The organism is Micromonospora sp. NBC_01740 (genome assembly GCF_035920365.1).
GTDB classification, from domain to species: Bacteria; Actinomycetota; Actinomycetes; order Mycobacteriales; family Micromonosporaceae; genus Micromonospora; species Micromonospora reichwaldensis.
The window spans coordinates 6,903,352-6,924,036 of sequence record NZ_CP109150.1 but is presented as its reverse complement, the minus strand read 5'-3'; the positions used below and the strand labels follow the sequence as shown (position 1 = coordinate 6,924,036).

Here is a 20,685-nt window from a genome sequence, read left to right as displayed (position 1 = left end):
AAGACCGGGCGTGGCGTGGGCGACGCGGAGTTGGCCTGCCCGGGAGGCGCGGAGACGGGCGCTGCGGAGTTGCTCTGCGCCAGCGGCGTGGACGGTGCGGTGACGGGCGACGTGGACGGTGCAGGCACGGGCGGTGCGGGGATGGGCGGTGCGGACGGTGCGGGGATGGGCGGTGCGGGCACGGGCGGCACGGGCGCTGCGGCGACTGGCTGCTCCGGCGGGACGGCGACCGGCGGCAGGTCCGCCAGCGTCGGTTGCTGGACGGGCGACGGCGTCGGGACGGCAGGCGCAGGGGATGTCGGGGCAGGCGTTGGGGCCGGGGCGGCGGGCGGAGCGGACACCGGGTCGGGTTCGGAAGGCGCCGGCACAGCGGGCGAAACGTGTACCGGCTCGGCAAGGGTGGGCGCGGGCGGTGCCAGCCCAGCGGGCGGACCAGACGCCTGCTCGGAAAGGGAGGACGCGGGCGGTGCCGGCGCTGTGGCCGGTACGACCCGTGGGCCGGACACCGTTGGAATGGCCGGCAGGACCGGGGCCGATTCCGCCGGGGCGACCTCGGTCGGCGGTTCGGGGTGGTCGTGAGACGGTGACGTGGATCTCGCCGACGACGAGGTGGCAGGTTCGGGCGAGGCGGCACCGCCGTCGGGCGGATTCGGTACCGACCCGTCGAGGCCACGGTTCGGCACGGCGTCTACGCCCGGCGTGCTGTGGGGAGTCGACACGCCGCTTGCAGCCGCCGTGCCGTTTGCAGCCGTCGTACCACTCGGGTCCGGCGCCTGGCTGGGTGCCGCCGCGCCACTCGATGCGGCCGTGCTGCTCGGAGTCGACACGCCGCTCTGCGCCGCCGCGCCGCTCTGCGCCGGCGTGCCGCTCGGAGTCGCCGTGCCGCTCGGAGTCGCCGTGCCGCCCAGGGGCGGCGTGGTGGTCGGGGGAGGCGTGGTGGTCGGGGGAGAGACAGCCTGGCCGGCGGGCCGAGACCCGTCGGGCGTGACCGGGGCAGGTGCCGCGGGCCGGGACGGTCGGAACCAGGCGTCCGGTCCGCTCGAGGTGGGCGCCTGGGGAGGCGGCGGGGCGGCCGGTGTGGGCGGGTCGCTCGGCGGTGGCGGGACGTACCGCCTGGGCCTGTCGGGCGCGATGGGCGCCTGCGGTGCCGGGACGTCCTGCCTGGCCGTGCCTGCGGCTGCCGGGGCTTCCGGCGAGCGGTGCGGTGCGCTCGGACGGGTGGCGGACGGCTGCCCCGACGGCGTGGGGGCCGGGGGCTGGGCCACGGACCGGGCTTCGCCGTGCCCGGTGCCCGGGTGCGGCGTCGGTGCGTCCGGCCGGGCCGGTCCTGGGTGTGCCGGGGCCGGACCGGGGACCGTGCTGGCGGTCGACTGGCGGGCCGGACCGGCCGCGTCGGCGGTCGTCTCCGGGGTCGGACCGGGCACCGCGCTGGCTGTCGCCTGCCGGGTCGCGTCGGCGGTCGTCTCCGGGGCCGGACCGGACACCCTGCTGGCGGTCGCCTCCGGTGCCGGCAGGAACTCCAGGCGCAGTCGGGCGGCGGGAGGCGCCGAGATCGGCGTGGCGTCGTCCTCCGGGGCAGGGCGGGGCGTGTGGCCGGTGGCCGGACCCGCTGGCGGCGCCGGCCGCCCGACCACCTGGTCCACCGGGCCTGCCGGCGACACCGGGCGGCCGACGGTCGGGCCTGCCGGCGACACCGGGTGGCGGACGTCCGGGCCTGCCGGCGATACCGGGTGGTGGAACTCCGGGCCCGCTGGCGATACCGGGTGGCGGACGTCCGGGCCCGCCGGCGAGACCGGGCGGTTGACGCTCGGGCCTGCCGGCGAGACCGGGGCCGAGGCGGGACCCGCCGGCGAGACCGGGGCCGGGGCGGGACCCGCTGGCGACGTCCGGCCGGAGAGGGGCCCGGCGGGTGAGACCGGGCCGGCAGGCGAGACAGGCCCGGACAGAGGGCCGGCGGGCGACACCGGCCGACCGTGGACCGGCGCGGTCGGGTCGGGCCGGTCGGAGCGTGGCAGGTCGCGGGCCGGCGCGGGGGAGACGGGGCGGCCCGGCGGCGGAACGTCCCCGGCCGGGGCCCGGAAGCCCGCCGGTCCGGGAGCCGGCGCCCCGGACGTCGTCGGGGCACCGTAGGTGGGGGATTGCGGCCGTTGGTCGTACCCGGGCGGGAGCGGCGGGGTCGCGGCGTCCTGGGGGCGGTCGGCCGGTCGCCGGTGCTCGGGGCGGGGTTCGGCGCGCCGCGCCGCGTCCCGGTCGGAGCCGGGCCGCAGGGGGCCGGGCGGTGGCCAGGGCAGGCCGCCGTCCTGCCGCGGGTGTCCCCGGTACGCCTCGGCCTCCCGAGGGGCGTCGGGCCGGGCGACCCCGCGCGGCCCCCGCTCCGGGTACGTCTCGGCGCGCGCCGCCTCGTGCGCCCGCCATCGCTCGTCCGGCTCCTGCTGCCGCCGCTGGCTGTCCGGAGGCGCCTGCTGGCCGGCGGGAGCCCGGTCGGGGCGTGGCCACCCGTCGGCGGGTACGCCGGCCTCGCGGCCCCGCCCGCCGGGGCCGCGGTCCCACTGCGAGTCGGCCGAGCGCTCCGGCTGCGGGGCAGCCGAACGCCCCCATTGCCCATCGAAAGGACGCTCCCGCTGCCCATCGGAAGGACGCTCCCGCTGCCCATCGAAAGGACGCTCACGCTGGCCGTCGGAAAGACGGTCATGCTGGCCGTCGGAAGGACGCTCCCGCTGGCCGTCGACCGGACGCTCCCGCTGGCCGTCGGAGGGGCGGGGCTCCGGGGCCGGGGCCGCCCACTGGTAGCGGCGCTCGTCAGCGTCCGCCTGGCGGTCGTGGACGGTCTCCGCTCGGCGGTCGTGGCCGGACGCGGCGGGACGGTCGTGAACGCGCCCGGGGCGGTGGTCGTGGCCGGGGTCCGGCCGGCGGTCGTAGCCGGCGTCCGGGCGCTCGTACGCCGTGGGGCGGCGGGGCGGCGCGTCCTCGTCGGGCTCCGGGAGCCAGCCCGGCTCGGGCCGGCCGGCGGGGGAGACGGGACGGTCCCGCCCGGCCGGCTCGTACCGGGGGGTGCGGCTGTCGTAGCGGTCGGGACCGGCGTGGTCGCGCTGCCGGGGGGAGTCGACGGGCCGGCCGGGGGCGTCGAACTGACCCCGGTCGTTGCGGTGCGGCGGCTCCTGTCGGGGCGGCCACTGCCGGTCGTCCGGCCGGCGCGGCTCGGCGGGCGGGCGTCGGTACGACTCGTCGCCGTACCGACGCGCGTCGGGGCCGTCCGGTTGGCCGTGCCACGCGTCCTGCCGACCGGGCCGCCCGTCGGGCAGGTCGTCCCACGACCGGCCGATGTAGGTCCCGTCCGGCCGGGTGGGTGCGAGCGGGGGCACCTCGGCCCGGCCCACGGCGGAGCGGCCCCGAGGCGCGGCCGGCGCGTGTTCGACGCCGATGTCGCCCGCGTAGCGCTGGCCGGGGAACTGCGGATGCCACTCGGTGGTGGGCTCGATCATCCAGGCCGGTTCGGCGGAGTCGTGCCAGTGGTCGTAGTAGCGGCTCATCCGGTTGCCCCGTCGCCACGGAGGGTAGGCGGAACGCCCGGTGCCAGCCGCCGGGGAGCGGGCGCGCCCGGGTGCCCGGCTGGCGTCCGTCCGCTCACGGCGGCGCCCCGGTGGCCGGCCCGCGTCCGCTCGCTCACGGCGATGTCACCTCGTTGGAAATTGTCGCGCTGGGCGCTCCACGTGCCGGTAGAGTCGCCCCTCCGGTACGGCGTGGCTGCGGAAGGAGGGTAGCGGCGTGGGCTCGCTCACCGCCACTGTGGCACCGCCCACCACCCCAAACGTTATCCTATGGTTCCGGACATTTAAGGCTATAACCGGATCAGGCTTCCGACGTTACGCCACGTACCGGCAGGCATCGGTGGCGGGCGTCGTGACCAACACGGTCTTCGGCTTCCTGCGGTGCTACGTCCTGCTCGCGGCGGTCGGCGCGGCCGGCACGGTGGCCGGGTACGACCGGGGGCAGCTCGCCACCTTCGTCTGGGTGGGCCAGGGCCTGCTGGCGGTCGTCCTCCTCTGGGGCTGGACCGAGCTGGCCGACCGGATCCGCACCGGCGACGTCGCCAGCGACCTGCTGCGGCCGGTGCACCCCGTGACCAGCCATCTCGCCGCCGACCTGGGTCGCGCCGGCCACGCCGCCCTGGTCCGGTTCCTGCCGCCGGTGCTGGTCGGGCCGCTCTTCTTCGAGGTCCACGTGCCCCGCCGCTGGGCCACCCTGCCGATCTTCGCGTTCTCCGCCGTTGTCGCCGTGGTCCTCTGCTTCGGCTGCCGGTTCCTGGTCAACGCGACCGCGTACTGGTTGCAGGACGTCCGGGGGCCGGTGATCCTCTGGACCCTCGCGTCGGGCGTGCTCGCCGGGCTCTACTTCCCGCTGCGCTTCCTGCCGGAGTGGCTCCAGCTCGTGCTGTGGCTGGGCACCCCCTTCCCGAGCCTGCTCCAGACCCCACTCGACGTGCTGGTCGAGCGGGATCCGACCGGCACGCAGGTCGGGCTGGTCGGCCTCCAGCTCGCCTGGGCGGTGCTGATCCTGGCCGCCTGCCGGCTGGTGCAGCGGCGCGCGGAACGCCGCCTGGTGGTGCAGGGTGGCTGAGGCGTCGGGCGGGGCGCTGGCCGCGTACCGGGCGCTGCTCGGCGCGCAGGCACGCGCGCAGACGGCGTACCGGACCTCGTTCGTCATCGACGTGGTCGGCAACGTCGGGTCCACCGTCTTCGACGTGCTGACCGTGCTGGTGATCTTCGGGGTCACCCGGGAGCTGGGCGGCTTCACGCTGCGCGAGACGCTGGTGGTCGTCGGCCTCTCGACGTGCGCGTTCGCCGTCGCCGACCTGCTGGTGGGCAACATCGAGCGGCTGCCCCGGTACGTGCGCACCGGGCTCTTCGACGCCGTGCTGGTCCGCCCGCTCGGCGCCCTGCCCCAGCTGCTGCTGATGGACCTGCCGCTGCGCAAGGTGTCCCGGGCGGTCTTCGGGATCGCCGTGCTGGTCGTCGCGGTCGGCTCCGCCGGCGTCGAGTGGACCCCGGCGCGGGCGCTGCTGGTGGTCCTCGCCCCGCTGGCCGGGGTGGTCTTCTTCGGGTCGGTCTTCGTGGCCACCGCCACCGTCTCGTTCTGGTGGGTCGACTCGGGTGAGCTGGCCAACTCGGTCACCTACGGCGGGCGGGACTTCGCCTCGTACCCGGTCACCGTCTTCGAGGGCTGGTTCCGCGCGGTGTTCGCGTACGGCCTGGGCTTCGCCTTCGTCAGCTACCACCCGGCGCTGGCGCTGCTCGGCCGCGCCGACCCGCTCGGCCTGCCGGCGTGGGTGGGCTTCACCGCGCCGGCCGTCGCGCTGGTCGCGGCCGCCGGGGCGGCGGCGGCCTGGCGCACCGGGGTCCGCCACTACCGGAGTACGGGGTCGTGAGCGACGACGTGATCGTGGCCGACGGGCTGCGCAAGGAGTTCACCGTCCGGGTGCGCACCGGCCGGCTGCGGCGGGAGAAGCGGCGGGTCACCGCCGTGGACGGGATCGACCTGCGGGTGGCCCGGGGCGAGATGCTCGGCTACATCGGGCCCAACGGCGCCGGCAAGTCGACGACGCTCAAGATGTTCACGGGCGTGCTGACGCCTTCCGCCGGCGAGGTACGCGTGTGCGGCCTGCGCCCGGTGGCCGAGCGGACCCGGCTCGCGCTGCGCGTCGGCGTGGTCTTCGGCCAGCGCTCGCAGCTCTGGTGGGACCTGCCGCTGGGCGACTCGTTCGCGCTGCTGCGGCACGTCTACCGGGTGCCGGCCGCCGCGCACGCCGCCCGGCTGCGCCGCTGCCGGAGCCTGCTCGACCTGGATCCGTTTCTGGACACCCCGGTAAGGCAGCTCTCCCTCGGGCAGCGCATGCGCGGCGAGCTGACCGCCGCGCTGCTGCACGGCCCGGAGGTGCTCTTCCTCGACGAGCCCACCATCGGCCTCGACGTGGTCAGCAAGCAGGCGGTCCGCGGCTTCCTCGGCGAGCTGGGCCGGGCCGGGGACACGACGCTGGTGCTCACCACGCACGACCTGGCCGACATCGAGCGGCTCTGCCGGCGCCTGGTGGTGGTCGACCACGGGCGGGTGGTGCACGACGGGTCGATCGCCGCGCTGCACGAGCGGTACGGGTCGCGCCGGCTGCTCGTCGCCGACCTGGACGCACCGCTGGCCGAGCCGCCGGTGCTGCCCGGCGCGCCGCTGCAACGGCAGGAGGCCGACGGGCACCGGCTGGTCTTCGCGTTGGAGTCGGCGGGGGTGGCCGAGGTGGTGGCGGCCCTGGCCGGGCTGGGCGCGCTGCGGGACGTCTCGATCGTCGAGCCGGACATCGAGGACGTGGTGGCCCGGCTCTACCGGAGCCGCTGACGCCGCCGCGAGGCCAGCCGCCGAGGCCGTGACGGCGACGGCCCCGTACCGCGCTGCGGTAGGGGCCGTCGGTGCGGCAGGCTCAGACCGGGTCGCCGATGTTTACCCGGGGCGCGGGGGCGCGCATCCGGCGGAACGTGATCGACCGCATGATGGCGTAGAGGTAGAGCGAGCCCATCCGCTGCCCGGTGTTCGGGAAACGCTCCCCGACCAGCTTGCGGATCTTGCGCGAGATCAGGAGCGAGTCGACCACCACACCCAGGGCGAGCGCGCCCCAGAGGATGTTGGAGACCAGGCGGACGACCGGCGGCATCGCGGCGTTCGAGCCGATCAGCACGATCAGCGCCCCACCGAAGAACCAGGTGCCGACCGTACGCCGGGAGTCGACCACGTTGCGGGCCAGCAGCCGCTCCGGGCCGCGGTCGCGGGGACCGCCCTCACGACGGAACTCCTCCGCCGCCTCGGCGCGCAGCTGGCGCTTGCGCTCCCGCTGCTCCTCCTTGGTCAACGGCTTGGTGGCCGCGGCCGGCCGACGGCCGGCGGTGGGCCGCTTCGGGGTGGCCTTGCCCAGCTCCTTCTTGCTCGGGGTGTAGCCCCGGGGCTGGGCAAGCGTGGACTCCTCGTCGGGGGTCACCGGGGTGACGGCCTCGTCGACGAGGTCGGAGGACTTGCGGCGAAACAGCGAGGGCACGCGGAAAGGGTAGCCAAACGACGGCGCCCGGTGCACATCGCGGTGCACCGGGCGCGTACGGGAGTGGTCGACGTTACGGGCGCTCGACGTGCGCGCCCAGGTCGGCCAGCTTCGCCTCGAAGTCCTCGTAGCCCCGGTTGATCAGGTCCACGCCGTAGACCCGGGAGGTGCCCTCGGCGGCCAGCGCGGCGATCAGGTGGCTGAAACCGGCCCGCAGGTCGGGGATGACCAGGTCGGCGGCGTGCAGCTTGCTCGGCCCCGCGATCACGGCCGAGTGCTTGAAGTTGCGCCGGCCGAAGCGGCACGGCGTGCCGCCCAGGCAGTCCCGGTAGACCTGGATGTTGGCGCCCATCGAGTTGAGCGCCTCGGTGTAGCCCAGCCGCTGCTCGTAGACCGTCTCGTGGACGATGGACAGGCCCCGGGCCTGGGTGAGCGCCACCACCAGCGGCTGCTGCCAGTCGGTCATGAAGCCCGGGTGCACGTCGGTCTCCAGCGCCACGGCGTGCAGTTCGCCGCCCGGGTGCCAGAACCGGATCCCGCCCTCCTGGCCCGGGTCGCCCAGCTTCGGCGGCCGGGCGTCGGTGACCTCGTACTCGCCGCCGACGGAGCGGAAGATGTTCAGGAAGGTCATCATGTCGGCCTGCTGCGCGCCGAGCACCTCGACGTGGCCGCGGGTGGCCAGGGCCGCCGCCGCCCAGCTCGCCGCCTCGATCCGGTCCGGGATCGGCCGGTGCGTGTAGCCGTGCAGCTTCGGCACACCCTGGATCTCGATGACCCGGTCGGTGTGCACCTTGATGATCGCGCCCATCTTCTGCAGGATGCAGATCAGGTCGATGATCTCCGGCTCCACCGCGGCGTTGCGCAGCTCGGTGACGCCCTCGGCCATCACGGCCGTCAGCAGCACCTGCTCGGTCGCGCCGACGCTCGGGTACGGCAGGGCGAACTTGGTGCCGTGCAGCCCGTTCGGCGCCGACAGGTGCAGCCCTTCCGGGGTCTTCTCGACCGTCGCACCGAACTCCCGCAGCGCCTGGAGGTGGAAGTCGATCGGGCGCGGCCCGATGTGGCAGCCCCCCAGGTCGGGGATGAAGGCGTGGCCGAGGCGGTGCAGCAGCGGCCCGCAGAAGAGGATCGGGATCCGGCTGGAGCCCGCGTGCACGTTGATCTGGTCCGTGCTGGCGCTCTCCACGTTCGCCGGGTCGAAGACGAGCTCGCCGTCCTCCCCGCCGTCGGTGACCTTGACCCCGTGCAGGCCGAGCAGGCCCCGGACCACCTCGACGTCGCGGATCTTCGGTACGTCGTACAGCCGGCTCGGGCTGTCACCCAGCAGGGCGGCGACCATTGCCTTCGAGACCAGGTTCTTCGCGCCGCGCACGCGGATCCGCCCTTCGAGCGGGGTACCTCCGTGTACGACCAGGACGTCGTCGGTCAACGCAACCTCCAGCGCGTCGGTGCTGCCGTGTTGATGGTGGGGCACACGATTGTCATCGCTACCCGGAATGCGGCCATGTCGAAACGGCCCGCGTGAGTCGTCGCACCGGCAGCATAGCCCTCGGTGACGATCATGGACCCGGTCACATCGTCCCTGAGGGTACTTATCGGTGATCGGACCCTTTTCCGTGCCAATACGGCTACGGAGGGTGATCAGCCCGCTGCGGGCGGCGGGGTGTCGGCCCCGGGCAGGGCCAGCATCTTCTCCAGCGCCACCCGGGCGTGGTGCGCGGTGTCCGGGTCGACGGTGATCTGGTTGACCAGCCGGCCGGCCACCAGCTCCTCCAGCGCCCAGACCAGGTGGGGCAGGTCGATCCGGTTCATGGTCGAGCAGTAGCAGACGGCCTTGTCCAGGAACATGACCTGCTTGTCCGGGTGGGCCAGCGCGAGCCGGCGGACCAGGTTCAGCTCGGTGCCGACCGCCCAGGCCGAGCCGGCCGGGGCCGCCTCGATGGCCTTGATGATGTATTCCGTCGAACCGACGAAGTCGGCGGCGGTGACCACCTCGTGCCGGCACTCCGGGTGGACCAGCACGTTCACCCCCGGCACCCGCTCCCGCACGTCGTCGACGCTGTCCAGCGTGAAGCGGCCGTGCACCGAGCAGTGCCCGCGCCACAGGATCATCCGCGCGTCACGCAGCTGCTGCGGGGTGAGCCCGCCGTTGGGCTTGTGCGGGTCGTAGAGGACGCAGTCGTCCAGCGAGAAGCCCATCTCCAGCACCGCCGTGTTGCGACCCAGGTGCTGGTCGGGGAAGAAGAAGACCTTCGACCCCTGCTCGTACGCCCACTCCAGCGCCCGCTTCGCGTTCGACGAGGTGCAGACCACGCCGCCGTTGCGGCCGACGAAGCCCTTGATGTCCGCCGAGGAGTTCATGTACGTCACCGGGACGGTCTCCGCCGCGATGCCCAGTTCGGTGAGCACGTCCCAGGCGGTCTCGACCTGCGACAGCACCGCCATGTCCGCCATCGAGCAGCCGGCGGCCAGGTCGGGCAGGATGACCTTCTGCGCGTCCGAGGTGAGGATGTCGGCGCTCTCGGCCATGAAGTGCACGCCGCAGAAGACGATGTACTCCGCGTCGGGCCGGGCCGCCGCCTCGCGGGCCAGCTTGAACGAGTCACCGGTCACGTCGGCGAACTGGATCACCTCGTCGCGCTGGTAGTGGTGCCCCAGCACGAAGACCTTGCTGCCCAGCGCCGCCTTCGCCGCCGTCGCCCGGGCCACCAGGTCCGGGTCGCTGGGCGCCGGCAGGTCACCCGGACACTCGACGCCGCGCTCCGTGGCGGGGTCGCTGCCCCGGCCGAGCAGCAGCAGTGCCGTCGCGGTGTTGGAGGGTTCCACCCAGGTCGAAGTCACGTGCCCCATGGTCCCACAGTGCGGCCTCGGCGCAGCCTCCAGCGGTGTGTGCTGCCACACTGCTCGACATGCGCGTGCTGCTCTGTCCGGACAAGTTCGCCGGCACCCTGCCGGCCCCGCAGGTCGCCGATGCCGTGGCCACCGGCTGGCGGGAGGTCGCCCCCGGCGACGACCTGCTCGTGCGGCCCCTGTCGGACGGTGGGCCGGGCTTCATCGACGTGCTCTCCGACGCCCTCGGCGGACGCCGGATTCCGGTGCCGACCGTCGACCCGCTGGGCCGCCCGACGACCGGTGAGATCCTGCTCACCGACGGCGGTGCGACCGCCTGGCTGGAGAGCGCCCAGGCGTGCGGGCTGCACCTGCTCGACGCGGCCGAGCGGGACCCGAAGACCACCTCCTCGTACGGGCTGGGGGTGCTGGTGGCCGCCGCCCTGGAGGCCGGGGCCCGGACGGTCGTGATCGGGCTGGGCGGCTCCGGCACCAACGACGGCGGCGCGGGCATGCTCACCGCGCTCGGCGTGACCCCGCTGGACGCCACCGGCCAGGCACTGCCGTACGGCGGGGGCGCGCTCGGCGCGGCGGACGCCCTCGACGGCGCGCCCCGGCTGCGCGACGCCCGCCTGGTGGCCGCCACCGACGTGGACAACCCGCTGCTCGGGCTGCACGGGGCCAGCAACGTGTTCGGCCCCCAGAAGGGCGCCGACCGGGCCGACGTGCTGCTGCTCGACGCCGCGCTGGAGCGTTTCGCCGCCGTGCTGGAGCGGGACCTGCCCGGCTGCCCCGAACGGCTGGGCGCGCTGCCCGGCGGCGGCGCGGCCGGCGGGCTGGGCGCGGCCGTCCTGGCGCTGGGCGGGCACTGCGAGTCGGGCATCGGCCTGGTCACCCGGGCGATCGGGCTGGACGTCACCCTCGACGAGGTCGACCTGGTGATCACCGGGGAGGGCTCGTTCGACCACCAGTCGCTGCGCGGCAAGGTGGTGGCCGGGGTGGCCGGCGCCGCCCGGGACCGGGGCGTGCCCTGCGTGGTGGTCGCGGGCCGGGTGAGCACCGGGCGGCGGGAGGCCGGGGCGGCCGGGGTGACCGACGCGTACAGCCTGGTGGAGCACTTCGGGGGCGAGGAACGCGGCGGGCTGGCCGCCGCGATGGAGCGCCCGGCCGAGGGGCTGCGGGCGCTCGGCACCCGGCTCGCCCGGCAGTGGAGCCGCTGACCACGGCCGGTGCGGAGGCGCTCCGGGCGGCGGCCCTGGTCACGCCGGACGGGTGGGGCCGGCCGTGGCGGCGTACCATCGGATCTGGACCACACCGGGAATGGCTGGGCGACAGGAGATGTTGGCCAGTGCGTCCGGACCCAACCGCGCAGGGAGATTTCACGTGACCACGCCAGCGCAGACCGAGTCGACCGAGGCCAAGGCCCCCACGTCCGTCGTCCTCACCGACGTCGCGGCGCAGAAGGTCAAGGCCCTGATCGAGCAGGAGGGCCGCGACGACCTGCGGCTCCGGGTCGCCGTGCAGCCGGGTGGCTGCTCCGGCCTGCGGTACCAGCTCTTCTTCGACGAGCGGTCGCTCGACGGTGACGTCGTCACCGACTTCGACGGTGTCGAGGTCGTCGTCGACCGGATGAGCGCCCCCTACCTGGCCGGCGCCACCATCGACTTCGCCGACCGGATCGACGCCCAGGGCTTCACCATCGACAACCCCAACGCGGGCAACTCCTGCGCCTGCGGTGACTCGTTCAGCTGAGCCAGACCTCCGCTGACCACGGCGGGGCCGTCCTCCGGGGCGGCCCCGCCGTCGTCTTCCGGTCGGAAACGAGCCGTCGGGAAGATGACCCGGGGCCGACCGACCGGTCATCCTGAGGGGGCCGGGCCGGTAGGCTGACCGGCGCCCTGCTCCCGACCCCGAGGGTTGACATGAAGATCGCCGTGACCGGCTCGATCGCCACCGACCATCTGATGAGCTTCCCCGGTCGCTTCGCCGACCAGTTCATCGCCGACCAGTTGCACAAGGTCTCGCTCTCCTTCCTGGTGGACGACCTGGTGCTGCGGCGTGGTGGGGTGGCGGCCAACATCGCCTTCGGCATGGGGCAGCTCGGCCTGCGCCCGGTCCTGGTCGGCGCGGTCGGCGCGGACTTCGCCGACTACCGCTCCTGGCTGGAGCGGCACGGCGTCGACTGCGACTCGGTGCACATCAGCGAGGTGGCGCACACCGCCCGGTTCGTCTGCACCACGGACACCGACATGTGCCAGATCGCCTCGTTCTACGCCGGGGCGATGAGCGAGGCGCGCAACATCGAGCTGGCGCCGGTGGCCCGCCGCCTCGACGGGCTGGACCTGGTCCTGGTCGGCGCGAACGACCCGGAGGCGATGCTGCGGCACTCCGCCGAGTGCCGGGAGCGCGGCTACCGGTTCGCCGCCGACCCGTCCCAGCAGCTCGCCCGCATGGACGGCGAGGACGTCGTCGGGCTGATCGAGGGCGCCGAGTACCTGATGACCAACGACTACGAGAAGTCGCTGCTGCAGAGCAAGGCCGGGCTGACCGACGCGCAGCTGCTCGACCGGGTCAAGGTGCGGGTCACGACGCTGGGCAAGGACGGGGTGGAGATCGCCGGGCGGGACTTCGACCCGATCCACGTGCCGATCGCGCGGGAGACCCAGGCGGTCGACCCGACCGGCGTCGGCGACGGCTTCCGGGCCGGCTTCTTCACCGCCCTCTCGTGGGGGCTCGGGCTGGAGCGGGCTGCCCAGGTCGGCTCCCTGCTCGCCACGCTGGTGCTGGAGACCGTCGGCACCCAGGAGTACGAGGTCCGCCGCGACCTGTTCGTCAAGCGCCTGGCCGAGTCGTACGGCGACGTCGCCGCCGAGGACGTCCGCCCGCACCTCGTGCCGTGACGTGACACCGGCGCTGGTTGCGTCGCCGGGCCGCCGGGGGTGGTGAGGAACACCCCCGGCGGCCGCCGGCATCGGCGGGAACGGCGGCGTGGTGCGGGTCGGGCCCCCGCGCCACCCGGGTCAGTGGCGGCGGCGGACGTCGAAGGCGGGGCCGTCCGGGCCGGTGACCGTGCCGAGGAACTCGTGGCCGCGCATCCGGCACCAGGCCGGGATGTCCACCGCCGCGGCCGGATCGTCGGCGAGCACCCGCACCACCGTGCCGACGGGCAGCTCGGGCAGCCGCCGGGCCGCCGCGATCACCGGCAGCGGGCAGCGCTGACCGCGGCAGTCGAGGATCTCCGCCGGCGCCGTCACAGCCCCACCACCCCGGCCTCGGCGCGCAGTCGCGCCACGACGCCGGGCAGTTCGGTGAGGAACCTCTCGACGTCGGCCTCCGTCGTCTCCCGGTGCAGCGAGACCCGGACGTTGCCGTGCGAGAGCACCCCCATCGCCTCCAGCACGTGCGACGGCCGCAGCGTCGACGACGTGCACGAGGAGCCCGAGGAGACGGCGAACCCGCGCCGGTCGAGCGCGTGCAGCAGGGCCTCGCCGTCGACGTAGAGGCAGGAGAAGGTCACCAGGTGCGGCAGGCGGTGGTCGGGGTCACCCACCACCTCCACGTCGGGCACCTCGGCCGCCACCCGGTCCCGGATCCGGGCCACCAGCGGCGCCAGCCGGGCCGCCTCGGCCGCCGCGTCGGCCGCCGCCGCGCGCAGGCTCGCCGCCGCCGCCACCACCGCCGGCAGGTTGAGCGTGCCCGGCGTACGCCCGGCCTCCCGCTCGTCGGCCGGCCAGGGCGACTCCCAGCGGGTGCCCTTGCGCACGACCAGCAACCCCACCCCGGGCGGCCCGCCCCACTTGTGCGCGCTGGCGGTCAGCACCGACCAGCCCGCCGGCACCGGGGCCCGGCCCACCACCTGGGCGGCGTCCACGCATAGCGGCACCCCGGCCTCGGCGCACTCCCGCGCGGCCCCGGCCACCGGCTGGAGCGTGCCGACCTCGTGGCTGGCGGCGATCAGCGCGGCCAGCGCCACCCCCGGCGCCCGGACCGCCGCCGCCCAGCGGTCCAGGTCGAGCCGGCCGAGCCGGTCCACCGGTACGGACGTGGCCGTGCCGCCCGCCGCGACGTGCTTCTCGGCGGCGTGCAGCACCGCCGAGTGCTCGATCGCGGAGTGCACCAGGCCGGCGCCCACCCGACGCCGGCCGGTCAGGCCCCCCAGCACGGCGGAGTGCGCGGCCGTCGTACCGCTGGGGGTGAAGGACAGCTCGTCGGCGCGGACGCCGAGCGTCTGCGCGCAGGCCTCGCGGGCGGCGTCGAGGAGTTGACGGGCGCGGCGGGCCTGCGTGTAGAGCCGGCCGGGGTCGGCCCAGCCGTCGTCGAGGGCGGCCAACAGCGCCTGTCGGGCGACCGGATGCAGCGGCGCGGCGGTGGCCGCGTCCAGGTAGACCGGGGATGCGCTCACGCGAGCCAACGTATCGCGCCGGTATGCCCAAGATCCCCCCGATGGGGGCCGACAGCGACCCCAACACGGTCCAGCCCGTCATGGTCGAGTAATCTGCGACCGTCGGTGACGCCTTTGCCGCTGGTGCTGTCGCTCCGCAGGCGGAGGGCAGGGACAAGACACCGCGGCGCGCTAGGGAGGCAGGACCAGGTGGTCGCAAGGAGTTCGGAGGTACGGCCGTCGGCCGTACGGCACAGCGCTTCCCCAGGAGCCGGTGGGCGCCGGGGACGTGGTGCCGGTCGGATCGCCGGGCTCGGTCTCGGCGGAGCGGCGCTGCTGGTCCTGCTCACGGGCTGCGACGTCGGCGCGGCGTTCGGCGGCTTCGGCTGGCCGCAGGGCGGCATCACGCCCGAGTCGCACCGGATGTACGACCTGTGGATCGCCTCGTGCATCGCGGCGCTCGCGGTCGGCGTCTTCGTGTGGGGCCTGATCTTCTGGTGCGTCGTGCGCTACCGCAAGCGGGGCAACGAGCTGCCGGTGCAGACCCGTTACAACATGCCGATGGAGTTCCTCTACACCATCGCGCCGATCCTGATCGTCTCCGTGCTGTTCTACTACACGGCGGTCGTGCAGACCGACGTGGTGCGGACGACCAAGAACCCCGACGTCACGGTCGAGGTGGTCGCGTTCAAGTGGAACTGGCAGTTCAACTACCGCGACGGTCAGGGCCAGGACGCCAACACGGTCGCCTCCGTGCTCGGCACCAGCGAGGTCATCCCGATCCTGGTGCTGCCGACCGACCGGTCCATCCGGTTCGAGGAGACCAGCCGCGACGTCATCCACTCGTTCTGGGTGCCGGAGCTGCTGTTCAAGCGCGACGTCATGCCGGGCAAGATCCGCAACGTCTTCGAGGTCTCGAAGCTGGAGTCCGAGGGCGCCTACGTCGGCCGCTGCGCGGAGCTCTGCGGCAGCTACCACGCCTTCATGAACTTCGAGCTGCGGGTCGTCTCCCCGGAGAAGTACGAGCAGTTCCTGGCGGCCAAGCGGGACGGCAGGTCCACGCAGGAGGCGCTGACGGCCATCGGCGAGGACCCGTACGCGAAGACCACGAAGCCCTTCGAGACCCGTCGCACCGAGGCCAACTTCAACCCGGACGACGCGCCGGCCGGCGCGGGAAGCTGAGGGATCGGGCATGAAGACCGAGTGGCGCATCTTCCTGGTCATCGCCGGGTTCCTGCTCTTCGCCACCGCCCTCTACGGCGGGTGGACCGCCGCCGACTCCGGCGGCCAGGTCGAGTGGGTCGGCACGGTCGCCCTGCTGCTGAGCTTCCTGCTCTGCACGATGTGCGGCGGCTTCTTCTGGTTCGTCTCCCGCCGGATCGACCTTCGGCCGGAGGACCGGCCGGACGGCGAGATCGCCGACGGCGCGGGCGAGATCGGCTTCTTCAGCCCGGGCAGCTACTGGCCGTTCGGCCTGGCGATCGCCGTCGGGATGGCCGGCTTCGGCCTCGCGTTCTGGCAGTTCTGGCTGCTCGGCCTCGGCATGCTGGCGGTCACGTTCTCCGTCTGCGGCCTGCTGTTCGAGTACTACAGCGGCACCCGGCGCACCGCCGAGCACTGATCGGTCGGTCACCCGCGAACGTCCCGAAGGCCCGCCTCCCCGGGGAGGCGGGCCTTCGGCGTGGAACGGGTGGCGCGGGCGCGGGACGTGGTCGGCAGCGGCGCTGAGCGGACACCGCGGGGGCCCGACGCCCGCTCAGCGGTGGCGGCGGTTTCAGGCGGCGCGGCGGCGGCTCGCCGGGCGGTGCCGGCCGCTCGGACGCGCCAGGCGGAACGTGAAGGTGGTGACGAGCACGGCCGCGCCGCAGCCCGTGCAGACCAGTTCGGGGCAGTCGGCGCCGTGGCCGTCGGCGCACGGCGGCGCCTCGAACGGCTCGACGCCCTCACAGGTGTCGCAGTAGAGCTCGCGCTCCGACACGGGCGTCTCCTCTCGCTCCGGTCCCGCGGGGGCGCGTCGCACACGCCCGACGGGGATCGCCGCGCTCGACGGCGCAGGACGAATGTGGGAACTACTCAGCTGTAGTTTCCCACGGGGGTCCGACAACCTTCGGCGAGGCCCGGGGCTCAGAGGGCGCGCGCGACCTCGATCCAGCGGTCGAGGACGCGGGCGGCGGCCCCGGAGTCGACGGACTCGGCGGCCCGGTCGATCCCGGCCCGCAGGGCCGCGGTGAGGTCGCCGTCGAGCGGGCCCTGCGTGGCCAGCGCCGCCGCCGCGTTGACCAGGACCGCGTCGCGCACCGGGCCGGTCTCGCCGGCCAGCAGCCGGCGGACCACGTCCGCGTTGAAGGCGGCGTCACCGCCGCGCAGGTCGGCCAGGGTGGCCCGGGGTACGCCGAGGTCGGCGGCGTCCAGCAGCGACTCCCTGACGACGCCGCCCTGGGCCGCCCAGACGCGGGTCGGCGCGGCGGTGGTGAACTCGTCCAGCCCGTCCTCGCCGCGCATCACCAGCACGGAGTCGCCCCGGGCGGCGAAGACGCCGGCCATCACCGGGGCCATCCGGGCGTCGAAGCAGCCGACCGCTCCGGCGCGGGGCCGCGCCGGGTTGGTCAGCGGGCCGAGGAAGTTGAACACCGTGGGCACGCCCAGCTCCCGGCGTACCGGGCCGGTGTGCCGCATGCCGGGGTGGAACCGGGCCGCGAAGCAGAAGCCCATGCCGGCCTCCGCGACGCACCGGGCCACCCCCTCGGGGCCCAGGTCGAGCGGCACGCCGAGGAACTCCAGCACGTCGGCGGTGCCGCAGGAGGAGGATGCCGCCCGGTTGCCGTGCTTGACCACCCGGACACCGGCGCCGGCCACCACCAGCGAGGCCATGGTCGAGATGTTGACGGTGTGCGCGAGGTCACCGCCGGTGCCGACCACGTCGAGGGCGGTGGCGCGCAGCTCGTCGGGCAGCTCGACCGGGACCGCCCGGCCGAGCATCGCCTCCACCAGACCGGCCAGCTCGGCCGAGGTCTCACCCTTGGCGCGCAGCGCGACGACGAAGCCCGCCATCTGCGCCGGGGCGGCCGAGCCGGCCATGATCTCGCCCATCGCCCAGGCGGTGTCGGCGGTGGCGAGTTCCTCGCCGCGCAGCAGCGCGTTGAGCAGGTGCGGCCAGGTCCGATCGCCCAAGGCGGGCCTCCCGAGCGTGCGAGATGCGGGTGGGATGGAACCGGCACCGGTCGGCCCGGCGCCGTGGCGGGCCGGAGCGGGGGACGTCAGGCGGGTGCGTGCGTCCGCAGCAGCTCGGCCACCGTGGTGCCGGTGGTCACCGGGTCGAGCGGGTGCACCAGGGTGGCGTCGACCTCGGCGTACGCCGCGAGCCACCGGTCGGCGGCGCGGGCGATCACCACGCAGGTCGGGGGGGCGTCGGCCCGGTCGTCCTTGATCTGCCGGGCGATGCCGATGCCGCCGCCCGGGCTCGCCTCACCGTCGAGCACCAGCAGGTCGATCTCGTAGTCGTCGACGAGCCGGACGCACTCGGCGTAGTCGGACGCCTCGACGAACTCGACCCGCAGGCCGGGCGCGGGGCGCGGCCCGACGGCGAGCCGCATCCGGTCGCGGACCTCCGGGTCGTCGCTGTAGAGCAGGACGGTGCAAAGACGATCGCTCATGCCGGCACTCCGCTTCGCTCCGTGCCGTCGTGCGGCACCATCACACTGAGCTTGATGATTCGTTCGCTGCGCGCTCGTCGGTCGGACTGGCTCCCACCTCGTGGCCGCCCGCTGATCGTACCGGTCGGTGTGAGGTGTGCGACGTCCGCCCGGCGGCGGCGCCGGGGGCGTACCGGCCGGCCCGGCTCAGGCCGTGGACTCCGCGGCGCGCTGACGGGCCTCCTGGCGGTCCAGGTCGCGGTCGACGCGGCGGGCCTCCCGCTCGGCGTGCCGCATCCACTGCACGACCAGCACGGCCAGCATGGTCACGCTGACGAACTCGCCGCCGGCCCAGAGGATGCCGCCGGCGACCACCTGGTCCTGCCACGGGTCCGACCAGGTGAGCCCGAGCGACGGGTACCAGTCGCCGCCGAAGAGCGTGCTGCTCTGCATGATGGTGAGTCCGAGCACGGTGTGGAACGGCACGGAGAGCAGCATCAGCAGCGCCCGGGCCGGGTACGGCCAGCGGCCCGGCAGCGGGTCGAGCCCGAGCAGCGGCCAGAAGAACACGCAGCCGGTCATGATGAAGTGCGCGTGCACGACCTCGTGCGCCCACACGTTCTCGAGGGTGTAGCGGTACAGGTCGGTGAAGTAGAGCGCGAACGGGTTCACCACGAAGATGGCGAACGCCACCAGGGGGAAGCTGTAGATCCGGGCGATCCGGCTGTGCACGACCGCCAGCAGCCGCTTGCGCGGTCGCGGCGGCAGGGTGCGCAGGGCCAGCGTCACCGGCGCGCCCAGCGCGAGGAAGATCGGCGAGATCATGGAGAGCACCATGTGCTGGACCATGTGCACCGACAGCAGTGCCGTGTCGTACGCGTGCAGGCCGCTGACGGTGACCGCCGCGATGCCGCCGAGGCCGGGGCCGAGGAAGAAGACCGTCCTGGCTACCGGCCACCGGTCGCCCCGGATCCGCAGCCGGTGCACCCCGTAGAGGTAGACGCCGGCGGCCAGCACCAGGCCGACGGCGAGCCAGCTGTCCAGCCTGGTCTCGGTGAACACCGAGGTCACGGTGAACGGTGGCGGGGTGGCCGCGCTCGCCGCCGGCGCGGCGACGGCGGCTGCGGCGGAGATCGGATCGGCGTGCAGCACGCTTTTCAGCCTAGGTCAGGCGAACCGGACTGCCCCGATCGGGCTGTGGATGCCACGGGTTTGGCCCCCCGCTGATCGGCGGCCCCGGTCAAGGGCAATAATGACCGCGTGACTGCGGCCCCAGCCATTGACAAGAGCCGGATCCACTCCCTGACCCGACCCAACATGGTCAGCGTCGGGACGATCGTGTGGCTCTCCAGCGAACTCATGTTCTTCGCGGCGCTGTTCGCGATGTACTTCTCCATCCGCGCGGCGGCGCCGGAGCAGTGGGCGAAGCACACCGAGCACCTCAACATCCCCTACGCGACCACCTTCACGGTGATCCTGGTGTTGTCCTCGGTGACCTGCCAGCTCGGGGTGTTCGCCGCCGAGAAGGGTGACGTCCACGCGCTGCGGCGCTGGTTCACGATCACCTTCGTGATGGGCCTGATCTTCGTCCTCGGCCAGCTCAACGAGTACCGCGAGCTGGTGCACGCGGGCATCAAGATCAACCAAGACGGTTACGGGTCGATGTTCTACCTGACCACCGGCTTCCACGGCCTGCACGTGGCCGGCGGTCTGGTCGCCTTCGTCATCTTCATGATCCGCACCACCATGGGCCGGTTCACACCGGCGCAGGCCACGTCGGCGATCGTCGTGTCCTACTACTGGCACTTCGTCGACGTCGTGTGGATCGGGCTCTACGCCATGATCTACTGGCTTCAGTGATCTTGGCGCGTCACGAACCGCGCCGCTGCTCCGTCCCCTGAGACAAGGTCCAACCGGTTAAGGACACAGGTCATGACTTCTGACAACGACCGCCGACGCGGTCTGCTCGCGCGGCTGCGCGAGCGGCCCGCGGCGCGCAGCAGGGGCCGCCGCCGGCTGGGTGCCGCGGTCCGGCTGTTCGCCGCGCTGATGCTGGCCGGCGGCGCCTACACCGTCTTCGCCCCCGGCGTGCAGGCGCAGGACACCCCGCTCACCGGTGCCGCCGCGGAGGGCAAGGCGCTGTTCGACGTGAGCTGTGTGACCTGTCACGGTCGCAACGCGCAGGGCGTCGAGGGGCGCGGGCCGAGCCTGATCGGCGTCGGCGCGGCCTCGGTCGAGTTCCAGGTCGGCTCCGGCCGCATGCCGATGGCCCGGCAGGAGGCCCAGGCCCAGCGCAAGCCTGAGCTCTTCACCGACGAGGAGACCCGCCAGCTCGCGCAGTACGTCCAGGAACTCGGCGGCGGCCCGGTGGTGCCCGACGGTGACAACCTGCACGCCGACGGGAACGTGGCCGCCGGCGGCGAGCTGTTCCGGATCAACTGCGCGCAGTGCCACGCCTTCGGCGGCGGCGGCGGCGCCCTGTCCTCCGGCAAGTACGCGCCGAGCCTGCGCCCGGCCACCGACCGGCAGATCTACGCCGCCATGCTGAGCGGCCCGCAGAACATGCCGGTCTTCGGCGACAACCAGATCTCCCCGGACCAGAAGGCGGACCTCATCGCCTACATCCAGGAGACGCTGAAGCACGACCAGGACCCGGGCGGCTTCAACCTCGGTCGGTACGGGCCGTCCACCGAGGGCCTGGCGATCTTCCTGGTGGGCATCGTCGCGCTCGTCTTCGCGAGCCTGTGGATTGCGGGCAAGTCGTGACC

General features: G+C 74.1%; 19 protein-coding genes. 10 read left to right on the top strand and 9 right to left on the bottom strand.

The features are described from left to right. Positions 1-3,765 precede the first annotated feature (3,765 nt). The 3 genes from OG989_RS30095 to OG989_RS30085 are packed head-to-tail and all read left to right on the top strand — an operon-like array spanning position 3,766 to position 6,384. Positions 3,766-4,617 (top strand): ABC transporter permease, encoded by an 852-nt coding sequence (locus tag OG989_RS30095; protein WP_151456663.1) that lies wholly within the window; start codon positions 3,766-3,768, stop codon positions 4,615-4,617. After that, positions 4,610-5,425 (top strand): ABC transporter permease, encoded by an 816-nt coding sequence (locus tag OG989_RS30090; protein ID WP_327029175.1) that lies wholly within the window; start codon positions 4,610-4,612, stop codon positions 5,423-5,425. The genes OG989_RS30095 and OG989_RS30090 overlap by 8 nt, the downstream gene beginning before the upstream one ends. Then, positions 5,422-6,384 carry an ABC transporter ATP-binding protein gene (locus OG989_RS30085; protein ID WP_327029174.1) on the top strand — a complete coding sequence of 321 codons (963 nt, stop codon included), beginning with the start codon at positions 5,422-5,424 and terminating at the stop codon, positions 6,382-6,384. Before OG989_RS30090 ends, OG989_RS30085 begins: the two co-directional genes overlap by 4 nt. 82 nt (positions 6,385-6,466) lie before the next feature. Here the strand turns inward: OG989_RS30085 and OG989_RS30080 are convergent, their stop codons facing one another. From OG989_RS30080 to nadA, 3 genes are all read right to left on the bottom strand, one after another. Then, on the bottom strand, positions 6,467-7,075 hold the full coding sequence (locus OG989_RS30080) for a DUF3043 domain-containing protein (protein ID WP_151456662.1): 609 nt from the start codon (positions 7,073-7,075) through the stop codon (positions 6,467-6,469). Positions 7,076-7,148: 73 nt separating this feature from the next. Then, the gene (gene murA, locus OG989_RS30075; protein WP_151456661.1) at positions 7,149-8,504 is read right to left on the bottom strand and encodes a UDP-N-acetylglucosamine 1-carboxyvinyltransferase; all 1,356 of its coding nucleotides are present in this window, start codon (positions 8,502-8,504) and stop codon (positions 7,149-7,151) included. A 212-nt stretch (positions 8,505-8,716) separates the two neighbouring features. After that, positions 8,717-9,916, bottom strand: a complete 1,200-nt coding sequence (gene nadA, locus OG989_RS30070) for a quinolinate synthase NadA (RefSeq protein WP_151456660.1) — start codon at positions 9,914-9,916, stop codon at positions 8,717-8,719. 68 nt (positions 9,917-9,984) lie between these two features. Here nadA and OG989_RS30065 point away from each other — a divergent pair, with 68 nt between their 5' ends. The 3 genes from OG989_RS30065 to OG989_RS30055 all read left to right on the top strand — a co-directional run bounded on the left by OG989_RS30065 (position 9,985) and on the right by OG989_RS30055 (position 12,804). After that, a complete protein-coding gene (locus tag OG989_RS30065) occupies positions 9,985-11,124 on the top strand; it encodes a glycerate kinase family protein (protein WP_151456664.1) in 1,140 nt (379 codons plus the stop codon). Between the two features lie 163 nt (positions 11,125-11,287). Further along, positions 11,288-11,656: an iron-sulfur cluster insertion protein ErpA gene (gene erpA, locus OG989_RS30060; RefSeq protein ID WP_091104634.1), complete on the top strand. Its 369-nt coding sequence runs from the start codon at positions 11,288-11,290 to the stop codon at positions 11,654-11,656. Positions 11,657-11,826: 170 nt separating this feature from the next. Continuing rightward, a complete protein-coding gene (locus OG989_RS30055; RefSeq protein ID WP_151456659.1) occupies positions 11,827-12,804 on the top strand; it encodes a carbohydrate kinase family protein in 978 nt (325 codons plus the stop codon). Positions 12,805-12,924: 120 nt separating this feature from the next. Here the strand turns inward: OG989_RS30055 and OG989_RS30050 are convergent, their stop codons facing one another. Together OG989_RS30050 and OG989_RS30045 are read right to left on the bottom strand one after the other, a co-directional pair. Then, positions 12,925-13,158, bottom strand: a complete 234-nt coding sequence (locus tag OG989_RS30050) for a sulfurtransferase TusA family protein (RefSeq protein WP_151456658.1) — start codon at positions 13,156-13,158, stop codon at positions 12,925-12,927. Next, the gene (locus OG989_RS30045) at positions 13,155-14,306 is read right to left on the bottom strand and encodes a cysteine desulfurase family protein (protein ID WP_327029173.1); all 1,152 of its coding nucleotides are present in this window, start codon (positions 14,304-14,306) and stop codon (positions 13,155-13,157) included. Before OG989_RS30045 ends, OG989_RS30050 begins: the two co-directional genes overlap by 4 nt. 189 nt (positions 14,307-14,495) lie before the next feature. On the opposite strand from OG989_RS30045, the gene ctaC reads away from it, so the two are divergent. Beyond that, entirely contained in the window at positions 14,496-15,467 is a 972-nt protein-coding gene (gene ctaC / locus OG989_RS30040) for an aa3-type cytochrome oxidase subunit II (RefSeq protein WP_132236131.1), read from the top strand. 10 nt (positions 15,468-15,477) lie between these two features. Continuing rightward, on the top strand, positions 15,478-15,906 hold the full coding sequence (locus OG989_RS30035) for a cytochrome c oxidase subunit 4 (protein WP_151454496.1): 429 nt from the start codon (positions 15,478-15,480) through the stop codon (positions 15,904-15,906). A gap of 153 nt (positions 15,907-16,059) precedes the next feature. Here the strand turns inward: OG989_RS30035 and OG989_RS30030 are convergent, their stop codons facing one another. The 4 genes from OG989_RS30030 to OG989_RS30015 form a co-directional block, all read right to left on the bottom strand. Then, the gene (locus tag OG989_RS30030) at positions 16,060-16,263 is read right to left on the bottom strand and encodes a hypothetical protein (RefSeq protein WP_151454495.1); all 204 of its coding nucleotides are present in this window, start codon (positions 16,261-16,263) and stop codon (positions 16,060-16,062) included. A 146-nt stretch (positions 16,264-16,409) separates the two neighbouring features. Beyond that, complete coding sequence (gene trpD / locus OG989_RS30025; protein ID WP_151454494.1) at positions 16,410-17,456, bottom strand: anthranilate phosphoribosyltransferase; 1,047 nt, start codon at positions 17,454-17,456, stop codon at positions 16,410-16,412. An 86-nt stretch (positions 17,457-17,542) separates the two neighbouring features. Then, positions 17,543-17,938, bottom strand: a complete 396-nt coding sequence (locus OG989_RS30020; RefSeq protein WP_132236139.1) for a hypothetical protein — start codon at positions 17,936-17,938, stop codon at positions 17,543-17,545. A gap of 186 nt (positions 17,939-18,124) precedes the next feature. After that, on the bottom strand, positions 18,125-19,069 hold the full coding sequence (locus OG989_RS30015; RefSeq protein ID WP_327029172.1) for a cytochrome c oxidase assembly protein: 945 nt from the start codon (positions 19,067-19,069) through the stop codon (positions 18,125-18,127). Between the two features lie 108 nt (positions 19,070-19,177). Between OG989_RS30015 and ctaE the strand changes: the two genes are divergently transcribed. Continuing rightward, positions 19,178-19,777 carry an aa3-type cytochrome oxidase subunit III gene (gene ctaE / locus OG989_RS30010; protein WP_327029171.1) on the top strand — a complete coding sequence of 200 codons (600 nt, stop codon included), beginning with the start codon at positions 19,178-19,180 and terminating at the stop codon, positions 19,775-19,777. Positions 19,778-19,849: 72 nt separating this feature from the next. Beyond that, positions 19,850-20,683 carry a cytochrome bc1 complex diheme cytochrome c subunit gene (gene qcrC, locus OG989_RS30005; protein WP_132236145.1) on the top strand — a complete coding sequence of 278 codons (834 nt, stop codon included), beginning with the start codon at positions 19,850-19,852 and terminating at the stop codon, positions 20,681-20,683. The last annotated feature ends 2 nt before the right edge of the window (positions 20,684-20,685 follow it).